Raw genomic sequence first — 15,686 nt, 5'->3', positions numbered from 1 at the left:
ACTGGGAGAGGGATTCTGGCCGACCAGGCCGAACGCGCCGCGCGCTTGGCCAAGGCCGATCTCGTCACCGGCATGGTCGGCGAGTTCCCCGAGCTTCAGGGCCTGATGGGCGGCTATTACGCCGCCGCGCAGGGCGAGGCCCCGGCGGTCGCCGAGGCGATCCGCGATCACTACAAGCCGGTCGGGCAGGGCGATGACGTGCCGACTGCGCCGGTGACGGTGGCGGTGTCGTTGGCGGATAAGTTGGATACTCTCCTTGCCTTCTTCGGCGAGGAGATGTTCCCGACTGGATCTAAAGACCCGTTTGCACTTCGACGCGCCGGGTTAGGTTATTTGCAACTCATTCAGCGGAATGCTCTTGAACTTGAGCTCTCGACTGTCTCGCGCGTTTGGACGGGCCACAAGGCTTCAGGTATCTTAGGTCTAGTAGTCGCGGACTTTCTCTTCGACCGTCTGGGTGTCCAGTTGCGGGATGACGGCGTTCGGTACGACTTTATTCAAGCTTCACGAGCATGGACGTCTGGAGACACGGATGGCCGCGTCGATCGCGTAGAAAAACGGGCGCGTGCGTTAGCCGCTTTTCTGCGCACCGAAGACGGTGCCAACCTCCTCGCCGGATATAAGCGCGCCGCGAATATTCTGAAGAAGGAAGGCGTCACCGACGCCGCTTGGTCCTCGCCGACGTACACCCCCGAACCCGCCGAGGCCGATCTCATCGCCGCGCTCGACGCTGCCGGACCTGCCGCGGCGGACGCTGTCGGCAACGAGGATTTCGAAGCCGCTATGGCTGCGCTCGCGACCTTGCGCGCGCCGATCGACGCGTTCTTCGACGCGGTCACCGTCAACGACGCCGACCCCGTTAAACGCGCCGCTCGCCTCGCGCTGCTCGCGCGGGTGCGCGACGCGGTCCATGGCGTCGCCGATTTTTCCAAGATCGAGGGATGATACCTCGGCATACATATTCCGCCTGATCCTTTCCGCCTCCCCAGCGAAACCAGGCATCAAAGGGACTGACGAATGACGCAGTACGTGTACCGGTTCGGTGGTGGCGTTTCCGATGGGGGGAAAGGGGACAAGAATCTCCTCGGCGGCAAGGGCGCGAATCTGGCGGAGATGGCCTCGATCGGCCTGCCGGTGCCTCCCGGATTCACCATCTCGACCGAGATGTGCACGCGCTATTACGAGGAAGGCGCGGTCTTTCCGGACAGCCTGAGGGCCGAAGTCGCCGACGGAATCGCCCATATCGAAAGCGTCACCGGCAAGAAATTCGGCGACGCCGCCGATCCGTTGCTCGTCTCGGTCCGCTCGGGCGCGCGCGCCTCGATGCCCGGCATGATGGACACCGTCCTCAATCTCGGCCTCAATGACGAGACCGTGGTCGGCCTGGCTAACGCGTCGGGCGACGAGCGTTTCGCCTGGGACAGCTATCGCCGCTTCATCCAGATGTATTCGGACGTCGTGCTCGAGCTCGACCATGGCGCGTTCGAGGAAGCGCTCGAAGTCGCCAAGGAAGACAAGGGCTATTATCTCGACACCGAGATGAGCGCCGCCGACTGGAAGGCGCTGGTCGACACCTACAAGAAGCTCGTCGTCGAGCAATGGAACAAGCCGTTCCCGCAGGATGTCCACGACCAATTGTGGGGCGCGGTCGGCGCGGTGTTCGGGTCGTGGCAGTCGGAGCGCGCCAAAGTCTATCGCCGGCTCAACGACATCCCGTCCGAATGGGGTACTGCGGTCAACGTCCAGGCGATGGTGTTCGGCAATATGGGCGAAACCTCGGCAACCGGCGTGGCGTTCACGCGCGATCCGGCCAAGGGCGACAATGCCTATTATGGCGAGTTCCTGATCAACGCGCAGGGCGAGGACGTCGTCGCCGGCATCCGCACGCCGCAATATCTGACCAAGGCCGCGCGCGAAGAGGCCAACGCCAAGCCGCTGTCGATGGAAGAGGCGCTGCCCGAAGTCTATCGGCAACTCGCGCAAGTGTTCGATACGCTCGAAAAGCATTATCGCGACATGCAGGACATCGAGTTCACGGTGCAGCAGGGCAAGCTCTGGATGCTCCAGACGCGCTCGGGCAAGCGCACCGCCAAGGCGGCGCTCAAGATCGCGGTCGACATGGCCAATGAAGGGTTGATCACGCGCGAGGAAGCGATCGTGCGGGTTGATCCGGCGGCGCTCGACCAATTGCTCCATCCGACGCTCGACCCCGCCGCGCCGCGTGACGTGCTGACCAAGGGCCTGCCGGCGTCACCGGGCGCGGCCTCGGGCAGGGTCGTGTTCGACGCCGATGCCGCCGAAAAGCGTGCGGCGGCGGGCGACGCGGTGATCCTGGTCCGCACCGAAACCAGCCCTGAGGACATTCACGGCATGCACGCCGCCCGCGGTATCCTGACTGCGCGCGGCGGCATGACCAGTCACGCCGCGGTAGTCGCACGCGGCATGGGGCGGCCCTGCGTATCGGGCGCCGGCGCCCTGTCGATCGACGCCAAGGCGAAGGTCATGCGTTGCGCCGGGCGCGAAGTGACCGAGGGTGATATCATCACGATTGATGGCGCGTCCGGCGAAGTGATGATCGGCGAAGTGCCGACCGTACAGCCCGAACTGGCCGGCGATTTCGGCACGCTGATGGAATGGGCCGACGGCGTTCGTCGGCTCAAGGTCCGCGCCAATGCCGAGACCCCGCTCGACGCCAAGACCGCGCGCGAATTCGGCGCGGAAGGCATCGGGCTGTGTCGTACCGAGCATATGTTCTTCGACGCCAACCGTATCACCGCCGTCCGCCAGATGATCCTGGCCGAGGACGAAAAGGGCAGGCGCGCCGCGCTCGAAAAACTGCTTCCCGAGCAACGCGCCGACTTCATCGAAATTTTCGAGGTGATGGCGGGCCTGCCGGTCACGATCCGCCTGCTCGACCCGCCGCTCCACGAATTCCTGCCGCATGAGGAAGAGGAGTTCGCCGAGGTGGCAGCCGCTGCCGGCGTCGAGGTCGATTATCTCAAGCGCCGCGCCGCCGAGCTCCACGAGTTCAACCCGATGCTCGGCCATCGCGGCTGCCGCTTGGGCGTGACCTATCCCGAAATCTACGAGATGCAGGCGCGCGCGATCTTTGAGGCGGCGTGCATCGTTGCGGAGAATAGCGGCGAGGCCCCGATCCCCGAGATCATGGTGCCACTGGTCGCCACCAGGCGCGAGCTCGAGTTGATGAAGGCAGTGATCGATCAGGCCGCCAAGGACGTGTTCTTCGAGAGAGACCGGACGATCAGCTATTTCGTCGGTACGATGATCGAATTGCCGCGCGCCGCGCTCAAGGCGGGCGAGATCGCCGAGGTCGGCCAATTCTTCTCGTTCGGCACCAACGACCTGACCCAGACCGCCTTGGGCGTTAGCCGCGACGACGCGGCGCGCTTCCTGAGTGTCTATGTCGACAAAGGCATCTATCCCAAGGACCCGTTCGTCAGCCTGGATGTCGAGGGCGTCGGCGAGCTGATCCGCATTGCGGCCGAACGCGGGCGGGCGACCCGGCCCGACATCAAGCTCGGCATTTGCGGCGAACATGGCGGCGATCCAGCGTCGATCGCGTTCTGTGAGGAGGTCGGGCTCGATTACGTCTCGGCCTCGCCCTATCGCGTGCCGATCGCCCGGCTTGCCGCCGCGCAGGCAGCTTTGGCGTTTCAGCAAAGCTGAAACAGTAGCGGTGCCGGCCCACTCCCCCACCCGGCCTCCCAATCAGGATATTCTATGGGAGGCCGGGTGGGGGAGTGGGCCGGCGCCGATTTCAGCGAAGCTGAAAACGACTCTAGGCGGCAAAGCGGGTTGAGGCGGGCTTGACTTCGCCCGCGCGGCGACCGCACTCAGCGGCCATGGATCTGGGCATGAAGCGCTGGCTGGTTTTCGCGATGGTGGCGCCGTTGGCGGCCTGCAACCCGTTTGCCAATAATGACGGTCCGTCCGAAAAGGACATTTCCGACGCGCTGGCGCGATCGGGGGCGAAAGTGCAGTCGGCCGAGCGCATCGCCTGCAAGACCGCGCCCGACCGCCCCGGCTATGTCTGCGACTATCGCGCGACGACGTGCAGCCCGTTCACCGGCAAATGCGACAAGTCTGCGACGCGCACCGGCCGCTTCGTCCGCTATGGCGACAATTGGATGTTCCGCGACGACGTCGCCGATCCCAATCGCTACGCGACGCCCGTACCGGCTCCGGCGCCAAGTCCGGCGATGATCGAACCATCGCCTGTTCCAACGCCGAGCCCGACCGCCAGCCCGACGCCCGAGCCAACGCCGTCATCGTCGCCATCGCCCAAACCGTCACCGACGCCGACCGCCAGTCCGACTCCCAAACCGAGCCCGACCGCGAAGCCGAGTCCCAAACCGAGCCCAACGCCCAAGCCCACGCCAACCGCCAAACCGTCGCCGAAACCGACACCGGGCGGTGTCAATCGGACGTGGCTCTCGGGACGCTGGGGCGCAGAGGACGGCGATTGCACGGCGCGACGCGCGGTCAATTTCGGGCCGGGCGGCGGCTTCTATGGCAAGCGCGGTATGGGCCGCTGGTCGCTCGACGGAAAGACGGTCAAGGTTACCGGCAATTACAGCGCGGACAACAAGCCGTTCGACCAGGTGCTCAAGGTCGAACGTATCGGCGACGACGCGTTGGTGATGGAAGGCAAGCGCTACCACCGCTGCCCGAACTGACAGGGGAGGGACTATGAAGCCCTGGATCCGCTATGCGGTCTGCGGTGTGCTCGGACTGGCCCTGGGTGCGGGGGCAGCGATCCAGCACGTGCGGACCGGGGTGTTGGGCGCCAATCGGGCGATCGGGCCATGGACAACCGGCGGCGATTTCGGCACCGCCCGCGCCGGCGCGTTTACCCGGGCGGTGGTGTCTTTACGCGGGCTGCTCGCGCTCCCCGCGCATGAGGCACGCTATTACAATGCTGCGGTCGACAGCGCTAACGAGCCGCTCGACGGCCGTTGCCGCTATCGCGTCTCGGGGCGATCGATCCCCGCCAAATGGTGGAGCCTGACGCTTTACGACCATCCCGGCTATCTCGTCGCCAACCAGGCCGGACGGTTCTCGATCTCCAGCGCCGCGGTGCCGAATCCGGCCAAATGGGAAGTGATCGTCGCGCCGGCCGAACAAGCCGGATTGTGGCTGCCGACCGGGCGGATCGACCGTTTCGAGCTCACCTTGCGCGCTTATCTCCCCGATGACGGAGGGATCGGCAACATGACTCGCGACCAACTGCCCTCGATCGTGAAGGAGGGCTGCTGATGCGCCGCTGGCTGTTTCCGCTGTTGCTGGGCCTCGCCCTGGCGTTCGTCGGCTACCAGGTCGCGCTCGTGCAGTTTCCGCGCGTGCTGATGGGCCTCGCGACGCACCGCATCGCCAAGGGGACGGGCTATAATGCGATGTTCGCGGCCCCGCTCTCCACCGACAAGGCGCGCGCCATCGTCCGGCCAAGCCCCGATCTGGCCTATTCGTCCTGTCCTTTCGACCTATCGAACGGGCCTGTGCTCGTCGATGTTGCGCCGGTGCCGGCGCCCTATTGGTCGCTGTCGATCTTCAATTCGCGCACCGACGTTGCCTATGTCCGCAACAATATCGACGCCGGCAACCAGCCGATCCGCATCGCCATCGCGCGTCCCGGGCAACCCGTGCCCGACGGCATGACCGCGGTTCGCGTCGACGGTACGACGGGGATCGCGCTGATCCGTATCCTGGTCCCCGACCGCGCCCAGTTCGCCGCGATCGATGCTGCGCGCAAGGCATCCAACTGCAAGGCGTTGAGTTAATTCCCTCTCACTTGGGAGAGGGAGGGGCCCGCTCGGCGGAGCCGAGTGAGAAGGGTGAGGACAACATCTTACTACTGCCCTCACCCTTCCGGCGCTACGCGCCTCCCTCCCTCTCCCAATGGGAGAGGGATTACGATCACACCGTCCTTGCCCTCAGCTCCGCATTCTCCGCGGCCAGCTTGTCATTGGCCGCCGTCAAATCGATCTTCGCCTTTTCTAGATCGCGGACATAGGCGTCGCGGTTGGTGGTAAGCGCGTCGCGCTCGCGCATCTTGGCATCGGTATCCGTGCGATAGGCCGCATGTGCGTCGCGCTCTTCCTCGTAGCGCGTTCGCCATTTGGCGCCGCGGGGCGCGATAAGCAGTCCGAGCACCAGTCCTACGATCAGGACCAGCACAACCACGGCGATCTGGTTCGGGTCGGTGAACAGCATTGCGTCTCTCCCTGTTGGGGATCTCAACGCGTCATGCTGCGCCCGGTTGCGGGGTGGTGCAAGCCATCCCCCTCCCGCCGGCGGGAGGGGAAGGACCGGATCAGTGGCCGCCGTGCAGGAAGGCGTCGTTGATGCTGCACGCCGCCGGACCCAGGATGACGATGAACAGGGTCGGCAGGATGAACAGGATCAGCGGCACGGTCATGATCGCCGGCAGGCGCGCGGCCTTTTCCTCGGCGCGCATCATGCGCTCGTTGCGGAATTCGGCCGACAGCACGCGCAGTGCGGAGGCGAGTGGCGTACCGTATTTCTCGGTCTGGATCATGGTCGTGACCACGCCTTTGACCGCGTCGAGATCGACGCGCGTCGCCAGATTCTCGAACGCCTGGCGGCGGTCGGACAGGAAGCCGAGTTCGATCGCGGTCAGCGCGAATTCGTCGCCCAGCTCGGGATAGGCCCTGCCCAATTCCTTGGACACGCGGTGGAACGCGACATCGACGGTGAGGCCGGCTTCGGCGCAGATTACGAGGAGATCGAGCGCGTCGGGCAAGCCCTTGCGGATCGCGGACGAGCGCTTCTGGATCTTGTTCTTGAGGTAGATGTCGGGGCCCTTGTAGCCCAGAATGAAGGCGCCCGCGACGAGACCATATTGCTTGAGCGGCGACCAGGTGGCGAAGGCGTCGGTGCCGTACACGAAATACAGCATCGGCAGGCCGAACACGATCGGCAGGATCAGCCGGCCGAAGATGACCGCGACGGCATATTCCTTCTTGCGGATGCCGGCCTGGAGGAGCTTGGTCTGCGCGACCTTGACCTGGCTGTCCTGCAGGACCTTCAAATTCTGCAGGATCGAGCGGATGCGGTCCGTGGTCTCGTTCTTCTGGACCAGCTTCGCGCGACGCTTGCTGGTCGAGGCGGTGATGCCGGCCTTCAACTGTTCGCGGCGATCGTTGAGCGCCTTGACGCGGCGCGCCATGGGATCGCGCACGGTGGTCGCGGCGTAGATGGCGAGCATGACGGCGAATGCGGCGACCCCGGCGAGCAGGGTGCCTACCCAAAGGACGTCGACGCCGAGCAGGGTTGTGTGGTGCGGTTCCATGGCCTCAGATCTCGAAATTGACCATTTTGGCCATGATCAAGCCACCCAGCGACATCCAGATGAAGCCGCCGATACCGGCGACGATCAGGCGCTGATCGACGAAGAAATTGCCCATATAGGCCGGGCTGATCCACATGATCAGGCCGAACACGATGAACGGCAGCGAGCCGACGATATAGGCCGACGCCTTGGATTCGGACGACATCGCCTTGATCTTCAGCTTCATCTGTCCGCGCTGGCGAAGCACCGTGGCCAGATTGGCCAGCGTTTCGGCGAGGTTGCCGCCGGTCTCGCGCTGGATCGCGATCGAGATGACGAAGAACTGGAATTCGGGCGTGCCGAGGCGGTCCGCGGTTTCCTGCAGCGCCGCGTCCATCGTGCGGCCGATCTTCATCTTGTCGGAGACCGCGCGGAATTCCTCGCCGACCGGGCCGGCCACTTCGGCGCCGACCACACCCATGGTTTCGCTGATCGGCAGACCCGAGCGCAGGCCGCGCACGAGCAGTTCGATCGCGTCGGGGAATTTGGCGGTGAACTTGCCGACCCGGCGCTTGATGAAATAGCCGACCACGAAATGCGGCAGTCCGGCGCCGACGAACACGGCGATCAGGACGGAGATCGCGATCGGTGCGCCGCGGATCATCATCAGCGACGCGACGACCAGCATGATGCCGAACGTGGCCAGGCCGTATTGACCGACGGTCCAGGTCTTGCCGGTCATGGCGAGCCGCTTCTTGAGCAGGGCCGGACGCGGCAGGAACCGCATCATCGCGGTGTCCATGTTGCTGTCGCGCTTGCCGGTGATACGGCGCATTTGCGCTGCCATCGCCGCGTCGCTGGCGGCGCCGCTATGGCGTTCGCGGAGCGAGTTCAGCCGGCGCGTCTGAGCCTTCGCCACCGACGGGCCGGTAAAGGCGAACGCCAGCAGCAACAGCATGGTCGCCGCCCCTGCAATCACCGTGATCAGCGGCACCAATGGCATCGCTCAAACGCTCCACTTGTTGTTGCCGGCCAGGATCGGCCGGCGATGGTTAACTCGACTTCGCGGCCTTCTTGCCCGGCATCAGCGACTTGAGGTCGGCGAACTTGCCGATCAGAGACTGACCGCCCGATTTTCCGGCGCTGTTCTTGCCTGTCGCCTTGCCCGCCGGTTCGGCCGAATCGCTCGCCGCCAGCAGCCGGTTGGCGAGCTCGGCGATAGGCGCGACCGTCTTGGATCCCTTGCCGGCCTCGGCCAGCGGCTTGCCCAGCTTGGCTGCCTGCGCCGCCAATTTCTGGTCGTAAGGGACGACGAAGTCGATGCGGCGCTCGATCGAGCCCTCGAAATCCTTGCGATTGATCTCCAGCTGGCTACCCGCGGGTACCCGATTGGCGACCACCAGTACCTGGGTTCCGGGCGCATTCGACTTCAACCATGACAGGATACGGATCGTATCGCGCGCCGCGGCCAGCGTCAGTTCGGTCACGACCACGGTGGTCTGGATGTCGCTGATCAGATGCGGGTGCGCGATCAACTGCGCGCGCGGCAGGTCGACCACCGTGCATTCGAAGGCAGCGCGCATCTCTTCCTGCAATTGGTAGAACGCGGAGCCGTCGGTCATCATCGGCGAGTTGATCGGCGCTTCGGCCGACAGAACGGCGAGACGCTCGCTGGCCTTGACCATCGCACGTTCGATGAACAGCCCGTCGATACGGCTTGGATTCTCGATCGCGTCGGTCAGGCCGCGGCCCGGCTCGAGGTCGAGCGCCAACGCGCCGGTACCGAAATGCACGTCGAGGTCGAGCAACGCAGTGGTGCGGCCGCCCTTCTCACTCATCAGCCACGCGACAGAGGTCGCGATAGTCGAGGCACCGGTGCCGCCGCGCGTACCGATCACCGCGGTCGCGGAATGCGGACGATCCGGCGAGACCTCGTTCAGCCGCGGTGCGTTCAACACGGCTTGCGCGCTGCCAAAGGCTTCGCGCAGCAGATCCGGATTGAGCGGCTTGAGCAGATAATCCTGGATCCCGCTCGCGGTCAGGTCGCGATACAGGCGGACGTCGTTGACCTGGCCTGCCGCGATCACGACGGTGCCGGGCTCGCAGACTTCCGCCAGCGCGTTGATATCGTTGAGCGGATCACCCGATTCGCTCAGGTCGACGAACAGCACTTGCGGACTCGCCGAGACCGACAACGACTGGACTGCGTTGCGCAGCCCGCCCTTGTTCACTTTCTCGGCCGACCAGCCCATTTCGCTGACGATCGGACGCAGCGCTTCGGCGGTCGTCTCGTCGCAGACATAGGCGACGAACGGCTCGCGATGCGCGACGCCTGCGGGTTTCCACGGCGCGTTCATCTTATTTGCCTCCCGTCGATTCGGATTTGACTGTGGTGCCGCCTGCCCCGGTCGGGGTGGCCCTGCGATACGTGCCGACGGCGCGGTTCGAGGTGATCGGATCGGCCGTGCCGTCATCCGCCTGGCCGCGGACCAGATCGCGCGGATCGGCGACCATCGCAGCCAGGCTGGCGTTGCTTGCGCAGCCGAAATTGGACGTCGTGCTGCCTTCGAACTCGCTCGATCCGCTGCGGGTGAAGTCGGGGCAGCCCGGCACGGTGGCGACCGCGCGGCTGACGACGACGCGAACCATGCCCGCCGCTAGCGGCGCGTTGGTGATCGGTGCGCGATCGGCGAGACGCATGCCGTAGCTCGAGACGATCGCCGCAATCTGGGCGCGAGCGCGAGAGTCGTACGGATTGGGATCATCGACCGAGATCTGGTCGCCATAATGCAAGCGCATCGCGGCCAGCCAACCGGCCACCCGTTCGGTCTCCCCCGGAGCCAGGCCGGCGGTCGTCGATTGCGCATCGAATACGTAATCGGTCCGGCTGACGACTGGCTGTTTGATCGAGTCGACGCCCCGATTGAGCGTGCCGCAGCCACCCAGCATCAGCGCTGGAGCGGCAAGGGCGGCGATGAGGATCGTACGCATGATCTGACTGTTCCTCGCGCGTTACAGGCTGAAGCCGGGGGTGGCGGGCTGATCGCCCTTTTTCGACTTCTTGGGCAGAAGTGCTTTCTTGTCGGCGGTTGCCGGATCGGAATTCGGCTGCGGTGTGGTCGGCGTCGCCGGCACCGGCGCGCTGGCCCCGATGGCGGGACCGGCGACGGTCGGCACGGCCATCGTCGGTTTGGGACGCTCGCCGCCGTTCGTGCCTTCCCCAAGGCGGCCAAGGAAGACGCGACCAAGGTCCGTCGGTGCCTTGTAGCCGTCGGTCGGCAGCACGATCTGGTCCGCGTTGACCGGCTTCACCAGATAGGGGGTGATCACGATGATTAACTCGCTCTCGTTGCGCTTCCAGCCGTTGGAGCGGAACAGCGCGCCAAGCACGGGAACGTCACCGATCCCGGGCGTCTTGGTGATCTGGTTGTCGGTCGAATTCTGCAGCAGTCCGCCGATCACCATCGATTGGCCAGAGCCGAGTTCGATCGTGGTCTCCGCTCGCCGCGTGGTGAGCGCCGGAATGGTGACGCCGCCGATCTGAACCGCGCCGGCCGCGGACAATTGCGACACTTCCGGACGCACGCGCATCGAGATGCGGCCATCCGCCAGCACCGTCGGCGTATAAGCGAGACTGACGCCATATTGCTTGTATTCCACCGACACCGCGCCCAGGCCCTGGCTGACCGGGATCGGGATCTCGCCGCCGGCAAGGAAGGATCCGGTTTCACCCGACAAGGCGGTCAGGTTGGGGTTGGCGAGCGTGGTCACCTGACCGTCGGTCTCGCCCAGGTCTAGAGCCCCCAGGATATCCAGGCCGAAAAGCTTGCCCAGTCCGCCGATCGTGGTCGTCTGCGGACCCGGCTGGATGGCGGTACCCGGGGACTGCACGATCTTCCCGGTGATCGGGTCGATCGTATAGCCGGTTACTGTTCCCAGACCGACGCTGAGCGGCAAATTGGGATCGGTAGTGGCGGTCGTCGCGATGGAGCGGCCGTTCGAAATGCCGAACTTGAACCCGCCGGTGCCGTCGATCGTGCTCAAGTTGCTGCCGATATTCTTGGCGAACGACTTGCTGACCTCGGCGATCTTGACTTGCAGATTGACCTGTAGCGGCGTCGCGGTGCGGAGGCGGTTGATCACCCCGATCTTCAAAGGTGTCGTCGCGTTGGAGACGTCGATCCCCGGATTGAGCAACGCGGTCACGATCTGTTGCGCCTGCGCGACATCGGCCGGCGCCGCCACCGTACCCGTCAGGATCGCGAGCTGGCCGACCGTGATCACCTTGATGTCGGCGTCCGGCATGGCGGCCTTCATCATGCGGTCGATCGAAGTCAGGTTCTGTGCGACGCGGACGTTGGTCGAATAGATGACCCGGCCGCTGGCCGCCGTGACGAACACCGTGGTTTCGCCGTAATCCTTGCCGAACAGGCGGATCTGGCGTGGATTGCTCACGTCGACATCGGCGACGTTGGGATTGGCGACCCAGACGTCGGCTGCGTCGGCGGGCAAGGTGATGACCTCCCCCTGACCCGTCGACAGCAAGACCTCGGTGGTCGGGCGTTGCGTACCCGGCGGCAGGCTGCCGACGCGGGCGGCCTTGGCCGGCCGGGCCGGTGCGCGTCGCGCGGCCGATGAGGTGCCGGCCGCTTCGACCGGCATGGTCGCCACCAGAGCGGTCGCGACGGTAGCCGCAACGATCCGGTTCAAAACGATTGTCGCTTGCATCACTTGTTCCCCCCACGACCGAGCGGTACCTCGGTCGCATTATTCCCGCGGACGATACGCACCGCGGGACCGGTAATGACCGGGACGCTGCCCGGAATTGCGCCGCCTGCGGCTCCGGCGCCTGCGCCTGCTTCAGCGCCCTTGCCCGGCACGGTGCGGCGCTGGAAGCGCGACACGTCTGCGCCGGTGGCGAAGGTGGTCTTGCCCGCGATCGGCTGCGTGTCGGCAGTTGCGATCATTGCCTTTTCCGCATTCGGATCTTTGCCGTCCGGCACCTTTACCGATCCATCGGCGATCGCCTGGTCGAGCTCGGATGCCGAGTCGGCGAGAGGGCGCAGCACGAGCGACAGGTCGCCCAGGGTACGCGCCACCGCGATCTTCTCGGCGATTGCAGGCGTCGCCTCGATCGTCACCATCGAGATGTTGCGGACCACGGTCTTGCCCTGATCATCGACATCGCTGGTCGTGCGCTGATCGGTCGCCAGCACCCGGAGGTTCTTCATGATCGTCTCGGCCACCTTGAGCGGCGGACCGTCGCCGCCGCCGGCAACGGTCTGGGACAAAGTCAGGTCGACGCGGTCGCCCGGAAAGACGAAGCCCGCGACCGAATTCTCGTTGCGCACCGGAAAGGTGACCGCACGCATGCCTGGCGTCAGTGCCGCGGCCAGGAAGCCGCGATCGCCCGGCTTGACCAGCGACCCCTGGGTCAGCGGCTGCCCGGCGGTGATCACCGAGCGCACGACCGTGCCCTGCAGGCTCTTGGGGTCGAAACCGTCCTTGCGGAGGTAATAGGCGTTCTCGACCAGCTCCTTCGGCCAGGGCTGGAACTTGAAGCTGGTCGCGTCAAGGATCGTGCCGATCGGCAGCGCCTTGGTCGCGACGAGCACCTCGGTACCGGACTGGACCGGTGCCATTGGCGCCTGTGCCGTCGCTACGGGAGCGCTCGATCCGACGATCAGGCTGCGCGCCATGAACGCGGTGATGGCGGCGACGAAAAGCGCGCCCACCAGCAAAATGATCTTCCGACTATCCATAACGCTTCGTGCCCCGTTGTGGCGATGACCCCGGTTTGATCGCCGTTAATCTACGCAAAGTGGTTAAATATCGGTTCACCGAGCGCGAGCATCGATGCCATGGCGATCGCGACGCCGTATGGCGTCTCGACAGCACCCGGCGCTTTGCGGCGCCAATGGTCGAACATCATGATCAGCGTCAGCGCGCCGCCGATGATCGACATGACCATCAGCATGAAGAAAAGGGTTTGGCCGGGAAGCCACAGCGCCAGCGCGCCGATCATCTTGACGTCGCCGCCGCCCATCCAGCCGAAATGGAAGGCGCCGACGAACAGCGCGAACACGGCGAGCGCGATTCCGACCTGCCATGCCACATCGGTCCAGCCATAGCCGTGTGCCCACCACCAGGCAGGCGCCAACAGCGCGATCGCGGCGTTCTTCCAGTTCGCGATTTCTCGGGTGCGCGCATCCTCGATGCCCGCCGCAAGCAGGATCAGAACGAGTGCTCCCCCGAGCACGTAAGACAGAAATCCCCAGCCCATCGGATCACAGACCTAGACGGCATGGCTTTCTAAAAAGTAACCAGAGCGGATGGTCTCTTCAGAAACAGCGCGCCGAACCTATCCCGACGGCAGCTCGATATCGTTCTGGACCGCTCCTGACGGCTGGCAATTGCGTCGTTTCGACTGGCCGTCCACCGCGGCCAAGCCACGCGGATCGATCCTGTTCCAGGGCGGTCGCGGCGACATCTTCGAGAAATATCTCGAGACCTTTCATCACTGGCATGATCAGGGCTGGACGATCACCTCGTTCGACTGGCGCGGCCAGGGCGGATCGGGGCGACTGACCGATGACCCGCATGTCGGCGACATCGATCGTTTCGGGACGTACCTCGCTGATTATGGCGCGTTCTGGCAGGAATGGGTCGCCGCCACGCCGGGGCCGCATGTCGCGATGGGGCATTCGATGGGCGGCCATCTGGTCTGCCGCGCGCTGGCCAAGGTGATCGCCGAACCCGACGCGGCCGTCCTGATCGCGCCGATGATGGGTTTGCATGCGCCGATCAGCGCCGGATTCGGCGAGCGCGTCGCCGAGATCGCGATGAGGCTCGGCAACCCCCAGCGGCGTGCCTGGAAGTCGAACGAAAAGCCGGGAACCACCGATTCGCGGCCATCGCTGCTGACCCACGATCCCGATCGATATTCGGACGAGCCATGGTGGTGGGAGCAGAAGCCCGAGATCAAATTGGGCCCGCCGAGCTGGCGCTGGGTGGTGCGCGCGTTCGAATCGACGCGGCGATTGCGCGCCAGCCGGCGTGTGAAGCTGGTGAAAGTGCCGATCCTCATGCTGGTCGCCGAAGCCGACAAGCTGGTCCGCGCAGCCGACGCGATCAAGGTCGCGGGGCTGTTGCCCGATGTCCGGCTGGTGCGGTTCGGCAGCGAAAGCGCGCATGAAATCCTGCGCGAGGTTGACCCGGTCCGCAATCGCGCCTTGGGGGAAATCGACATCTTCCTTTCGGCACGAGCGCAGCAATGAGCGGTGATAAGATTTGGGACATCGCCATCATCGGCGCGGGGATCGCTGGCGCCGCGCTCGCGGCCGAGGTCGCGCCCCATGCCAGCGTCCTGATCCTCGAGGCGGAGGACGTCGCCGGCTATCACGCCACCGGACGATCCGCTGCCTTCTGGGAGGAGACCTATGGCGGTCCGGCGGTCCAGCCGCTTACAGCTGCGTCGCGATCGCACCTGGAGGAAGGCGGATTTCTCCAGCCGCTGGGATCGCTGCATATCGGCCGCGAGTATGAACGCGCGCAGATCGAAGCGATGCTGGAACAGTTCGCCGGCAGCGGCGTCGATCTTTCGCTGGTCGACCCGCGCGAGCTTATCCCCGGCCTGCGCCCGGAATGGAACCTGGCGGTGTGGGAGCCTAGCTGCGCCTATATCGACGTCGCGGGTCTCCACGCCGCGGCTTTGTCGCGCGCCAAAAAGGCCGGTGCGGAGCTGGTGCTGGACGCGGCGCTGACTGCGGCGAGCCGAAGCGGTGATGGCTGGCAGCTCGAAACGAAGGCCGGGAATTTCGCTGCAAGTATATTGGTCAACGCGGCCGGCGCCTGGGCCGATCGGGTCGCGGCAATGGCCGGAGTTGCGCCGATCGGCATCCAGCCGCTGCGCCGCGCGCTCGCCCAGCTTCGAGTCGATCCGCCGGTGCCGGACGATGCGCCGCACGTCGCGCACATCGGCGGGGAGTTCTATTTCAAGCCGGAATCGGGCGGACGGATTTGGCTGAGCCCGCATGACGAGGTGCCAAGCGAGCCCGGCGACGTGCAGCCGGAGGAGATCGATATCGCGATCGCGATCGATCGGCTGGAACAGGTCGTCGACTGGAAAATCGAGCGTGTCGAACGCAGTTGGGCCGGCTTGCGCAGCTTCGCGCCCGATCGCCTGCCGGTCTATGGCTTCGACAATCATGTGCCCGGCTTCTTCTGGTGCGCGGGGCAGGGCGGCTTCGGCATCCAGACGGCGCCGGCGGCCTCCCTGGTCGCGGCATCCTTGCTGCTCGGTACCGCGCCCGATCCGCTCGTCGCGAAAATCGACCGGGATCGTTACGCCCCCGCGCGGTTCCGCTAGCGCGACACC

Annotated in this window: 15 protein-coding genes; 7 read left to right on the top strand and 8 right to left on the bottom strand. The window is 65.3% G+C overall.

Annotated elements, in window-relative coordinates:
* The 5 genes from glyS to SPR01S_RS10655 all read left to right on the top strand — a co-directional run.
* A partial coding sequence (glyS, locus tag SPR01S_RS10675) for a glycine--tRNA ligase subunit beta (protein WP_157082152.1) occupies window positions 1-945 on the top strand: 945 nt, incomplete at its 5' end.
* A gap of 72 nt (window positions 946-1,017) precedes the next feature.
* Window positions 1,018-3,687: a pyruvate, phosphate dikinase gene (gene ppdK, locus SPR01S_RS10670; protein ID WP_066589203.1), complete on the top strand. Its 2,670-nt coding sequence runs from the start codon at window positions 1,018-1,020 to the stop codon at window positions 3,685-3,687.
* Window positions 3,688-3,875: 188 nt separating this feature from the next.
* Entirely contained in the window at window positions 3,876-4,697 is an 822-nt protein-coding gene (locus SPR01S_RS21905; RefSeq protein WP_157082150.1) for a hypothetical protein, read from the top strand.
* A 13-nt stretch (window positions 4,698-4,710) separates the two neighbouring features.
* Window positions 4,711-5,277 (top strand): DUF1214 domain-containing protein, encoded by a 567-nt coding sequence (locus tag SPR01S_RS10660; RefSeq protein WP_066589200.1) that lies wholly within the window; start codon window positions 4,711-4,713, stop codon window positions 5,275-5,277.
* The gene (locus SPR01S_RS10655; protein ID WP_066589199.1) at window positions 5,277-5,798 is read left to right on the top strand and encodes a DUF1254 domain-containing protein; all 522 of its coding nucleotides are present in this window, start codon (window positions 5,277-5,279) and stop codon (window positions 5,796-5,798) included. Before SPR01S_RS10660 ends, SPR01S_RS10655 begins: the two co-directional genes overlap by 1 nt.
* A 136-nt stretch (window positions 5,799-5,934) precedes the next feature.
* On the opposite strand, the gene SPR01S_RS10650 is transcribed toward SPR01S_RS10655, so the two are convergent.
* From SPR01S_RS10650 to SPR01S_RS10615, 8 genes are all read right to left on the bottom strand, one after another.
* The gene (locus SPR01S_RS10650) at window positions 5,935-6,231 is read right to left on the bottom strand and encodes a hypothetical protein (RefSeq protein WP_066589197.1); all 297 of its coding nucleotides are present in this window, start codon (window positions 6,229-6,231) and stop codon (window positions 5,935-5,937) included.
* Between the two features lie 100 nt (window positions 6,232-6,331).
* The gene (locus SPR01S_RS10645) at window positions 6,332-7,330 is read right to left on the bottom strand and encodes a type II secretion system F family protein (protein WP_066589195.1); all 999 of its coding nucleotides are present in this window, start codon (window positions 7,328-7,330) and stop codon (window positions 6,332-6,334) included.
* Window positions 7,331-7,334: 4 nt separating this feature from the next.
* Window positions 7,335-8,312, bottom strand: coding sequence for a type II secretion system F family protein (locus SPR01S_RS10640; protein WP_066589192.1), 978 nt, complete (start codon window positions 8,310-8,312; stop codon window positions 7,335-7,337).
* Window positions 8,313-8,361: 49 nt separating this feature from the next.
* Entirely contained in the window at window positions 8,362-9,666 is a 1,305-nt protein-coding gene (locus SPR01S_RS10635) for a CpaE/TadZ family protein (protein ID WP_066589191.1), read from the bottom strand.
* Between the two features lies 1 nt (window position 9,667).
* On the bottom strand, window positions 9,668-10,300 hold the full coding sequence (locus tag SPR01S_RS10630; protein WP_066589189.1) for a CpaD family pilus assembly lipoprotein: 633 nt from the start codon (window positions 10,298-10,300) through the stop codon (window positions 9,668-9,670).
* A 21-nt stretch (window positions 10,301-10,321) separates the two neighbouring features.
* On the bottom strand, window positions 10,322-12,037 hold the full coding sequence (locus SPR01S_RS10625) for a type II and III secretion system protein family protein (RefSeq protein WP_066589188.1): 1,716 nt from the start codon (window positions 12,035-12,037) through the stop codon (window positions 10,322-10,324).
* Complete coding sequence (gene cpaB / locus SPR01S_RS10620; RefSeq protein ID WP_066589185.1) at window positions 12,037-13,071, bottom strand: Flp pilus assembly protein CpaB; 1,035 nt, start codon at window positions 13,069-13,071, stop codon at window positions 12,037-12,039. The genes SPR01S_RS10625 and cpaB overlap by 1 nt, the downstream gene beginning before the upstream one ends.
* Before the next feature lie 50 nt (window positions 13,072-13,121).
* Window positions 13,122-13,592 carry an A24 family peptidase gene (locus tag SPR01S_RS10615; RefSeq protein ID WP_084251096.1) on the bottom strand — a complete coding sequence of 157 codons (471 nt, stop codon included), beginning with the start codon at window positions 13,590-13,592 and terminating at the stop codon, window positions 13,122-13,124.
* 49 nt (window positions 13,593-13,641) lie between these two features.
* Here SPR01S_RS10615 and SPR01S_RS10610 point away from each other — a divergent pair, with 49 nt between their 5' ends.
* Window positions 13,642-14,586: an alpha/beta fold hydrolase gene (locus SPR01S_RS10610; protein ID WP_066589183.1), complete on the top strand. Its 945-nt coding sequence runs from the start codon at window positions 13,642-13,644 to the stop codon at window positions 14,584-14,586.
* On the top strand, window positions 14,583-15,677 hold the full coding sequence (locus SPR01S_RS10605) for an NAD(P)/FAD-dependent oxidoreductase (RefSeq protein WP_066589181.1): 1,095 nt from the start codon (window positions 14,583-14,585) through the stop codon (window positions 15,675-15,677). Before SPR01S_RS10610 ends, SPR01S_RS10605 begins: the two co-directional genes overlap by 4 nt.
* The last annotated feature ends 9 nt before the right edge of the window (window positions 15,678-15,686 follow it).

The sequence above is a fragment of the Sphingomonas pruni NBRC 15498 genome (assembly GCF_001598455.1).
Taxonomy (GTDB): Bacteria; Pseudomonadota; Alphaproteobacteria; order Sphingomonadales; family Sphingomonadaceae; genus Sphingomonas; species Sphingomonas pruni.
The sequence above is the reverse complement of the archived record's forward strand: the minus strand, read 5'-3'. Positions and strand labels throughout refer to the sequence as shown.

What these genes read in the sequence shown, in the direction of transcription:
- SPR01S_RS21905 (WP_157082150.1), top strand. Translation starts at nt 3,876, where the DNA reads ATGAAGCGCTGGCTGGTTTTCGCGATGGTGGCGCCGTTGGCGGCCTGC.
- SPR01S_RS10660 (WP_066589200.1), top strand. Translation starts at nt 4,711, where the DNA reads ATGAAGCCCTGGATCCGCTATGCGGTCTGCGGTGTGCTCGGACTGGCC.
- SPR01S_RS10650 (WP_066589197.1), bottom strand. Translation starts at nt 6,231, where the DNA reads ATGCTGTTCACCGACCCGAACCAGATCGCCGTGGTTGTGCTGGTCCTG.
- SPR01S_RS10630 (WP_066589189.1), bottom strand. Translation starts at nt 10,300, where the DNA reads ATGCGTACGATCCTCATCGCCGCCCTTGCCGCTCCAGCGCTGATGCTG.
- SPR01S_RS10645 (WP_066589195.1), bottom strand. Translation starts at nt 7,330, where the DNA reads ATGGAACCGCACCACACAACCCTGCTCGGCGTCGACGTCCTTTGGGTA.
- SPR01S_RS10635 (WP_066589191.1), bottom strand. Translation starts at nt 9,666, where the DNA reads ATGAACGCGCCGTGGAAACCCGCAGGCGTCGCGCATCGCGAGCCGTTC.
- SPR01S_RS10605 (WP_066589181.1), top strand. Translation starts at nt 14,583, where the DNA reads ATGAGCGGTGATAAGATTTGGGACATCGCCATCATCGGCGCGGGGATC.
- SPR01S_RS10610 (WP_066589183.1), top strand. Translation starts at nt 13,642, where the DNA reads ATGGTCTCTTCAGAAACAGCGCGCCGAACCTATCCCGACGGCAGCTCG.
- ppdK (WP_066589203.1), top strand. Translation starts at nt 1,018, where the DNA reads ATGACGCAGTACGTGTACCGGTTCGGTGGTGGCGTTTCCGATGGGGGG.
- cpaB (WP_066589185.1), bottom strand. Translation starts at nt 13,071, where the DNA reads ATGGATAGTCGGAAGATCATTTTGCTGGTGGGCGCGCTTTTCGTCGCC.
- SPR01S_RS10625 (WP_066589188.1), bottom strand. Translation starts at nt 12,037, where the DNA reads ATGCAAGCGACAATCGTTTTGAACCGGATCGTTGCGGCTACCGTCGCG.
- SPR01S_RS10615 (WP_084251096.1), bottom strand. Translation starts at nt 13,592, where the DNA reads ATGGGCTGGGGATTTCTGTCTTACGTGCTCGGGGGAGCACTCGTTCTG.
- SPR01S_RS10640 (WP_066589192.1), bottom strand. Translation starts at nt 8,312, where the DNA reads ATGCCATTGGTGCCGCTGATCACGGTGATTGCAGGGGCGGCGACCATG.
- SPR01S_RS10655 (WP_066589199.1), top strand. Translation starts at nt 5,277, where the DNA reads ATGCGCCGCTGGCTGTTTCCGCTGTTGCTGGGCCTCGCCCTGGCGTTC.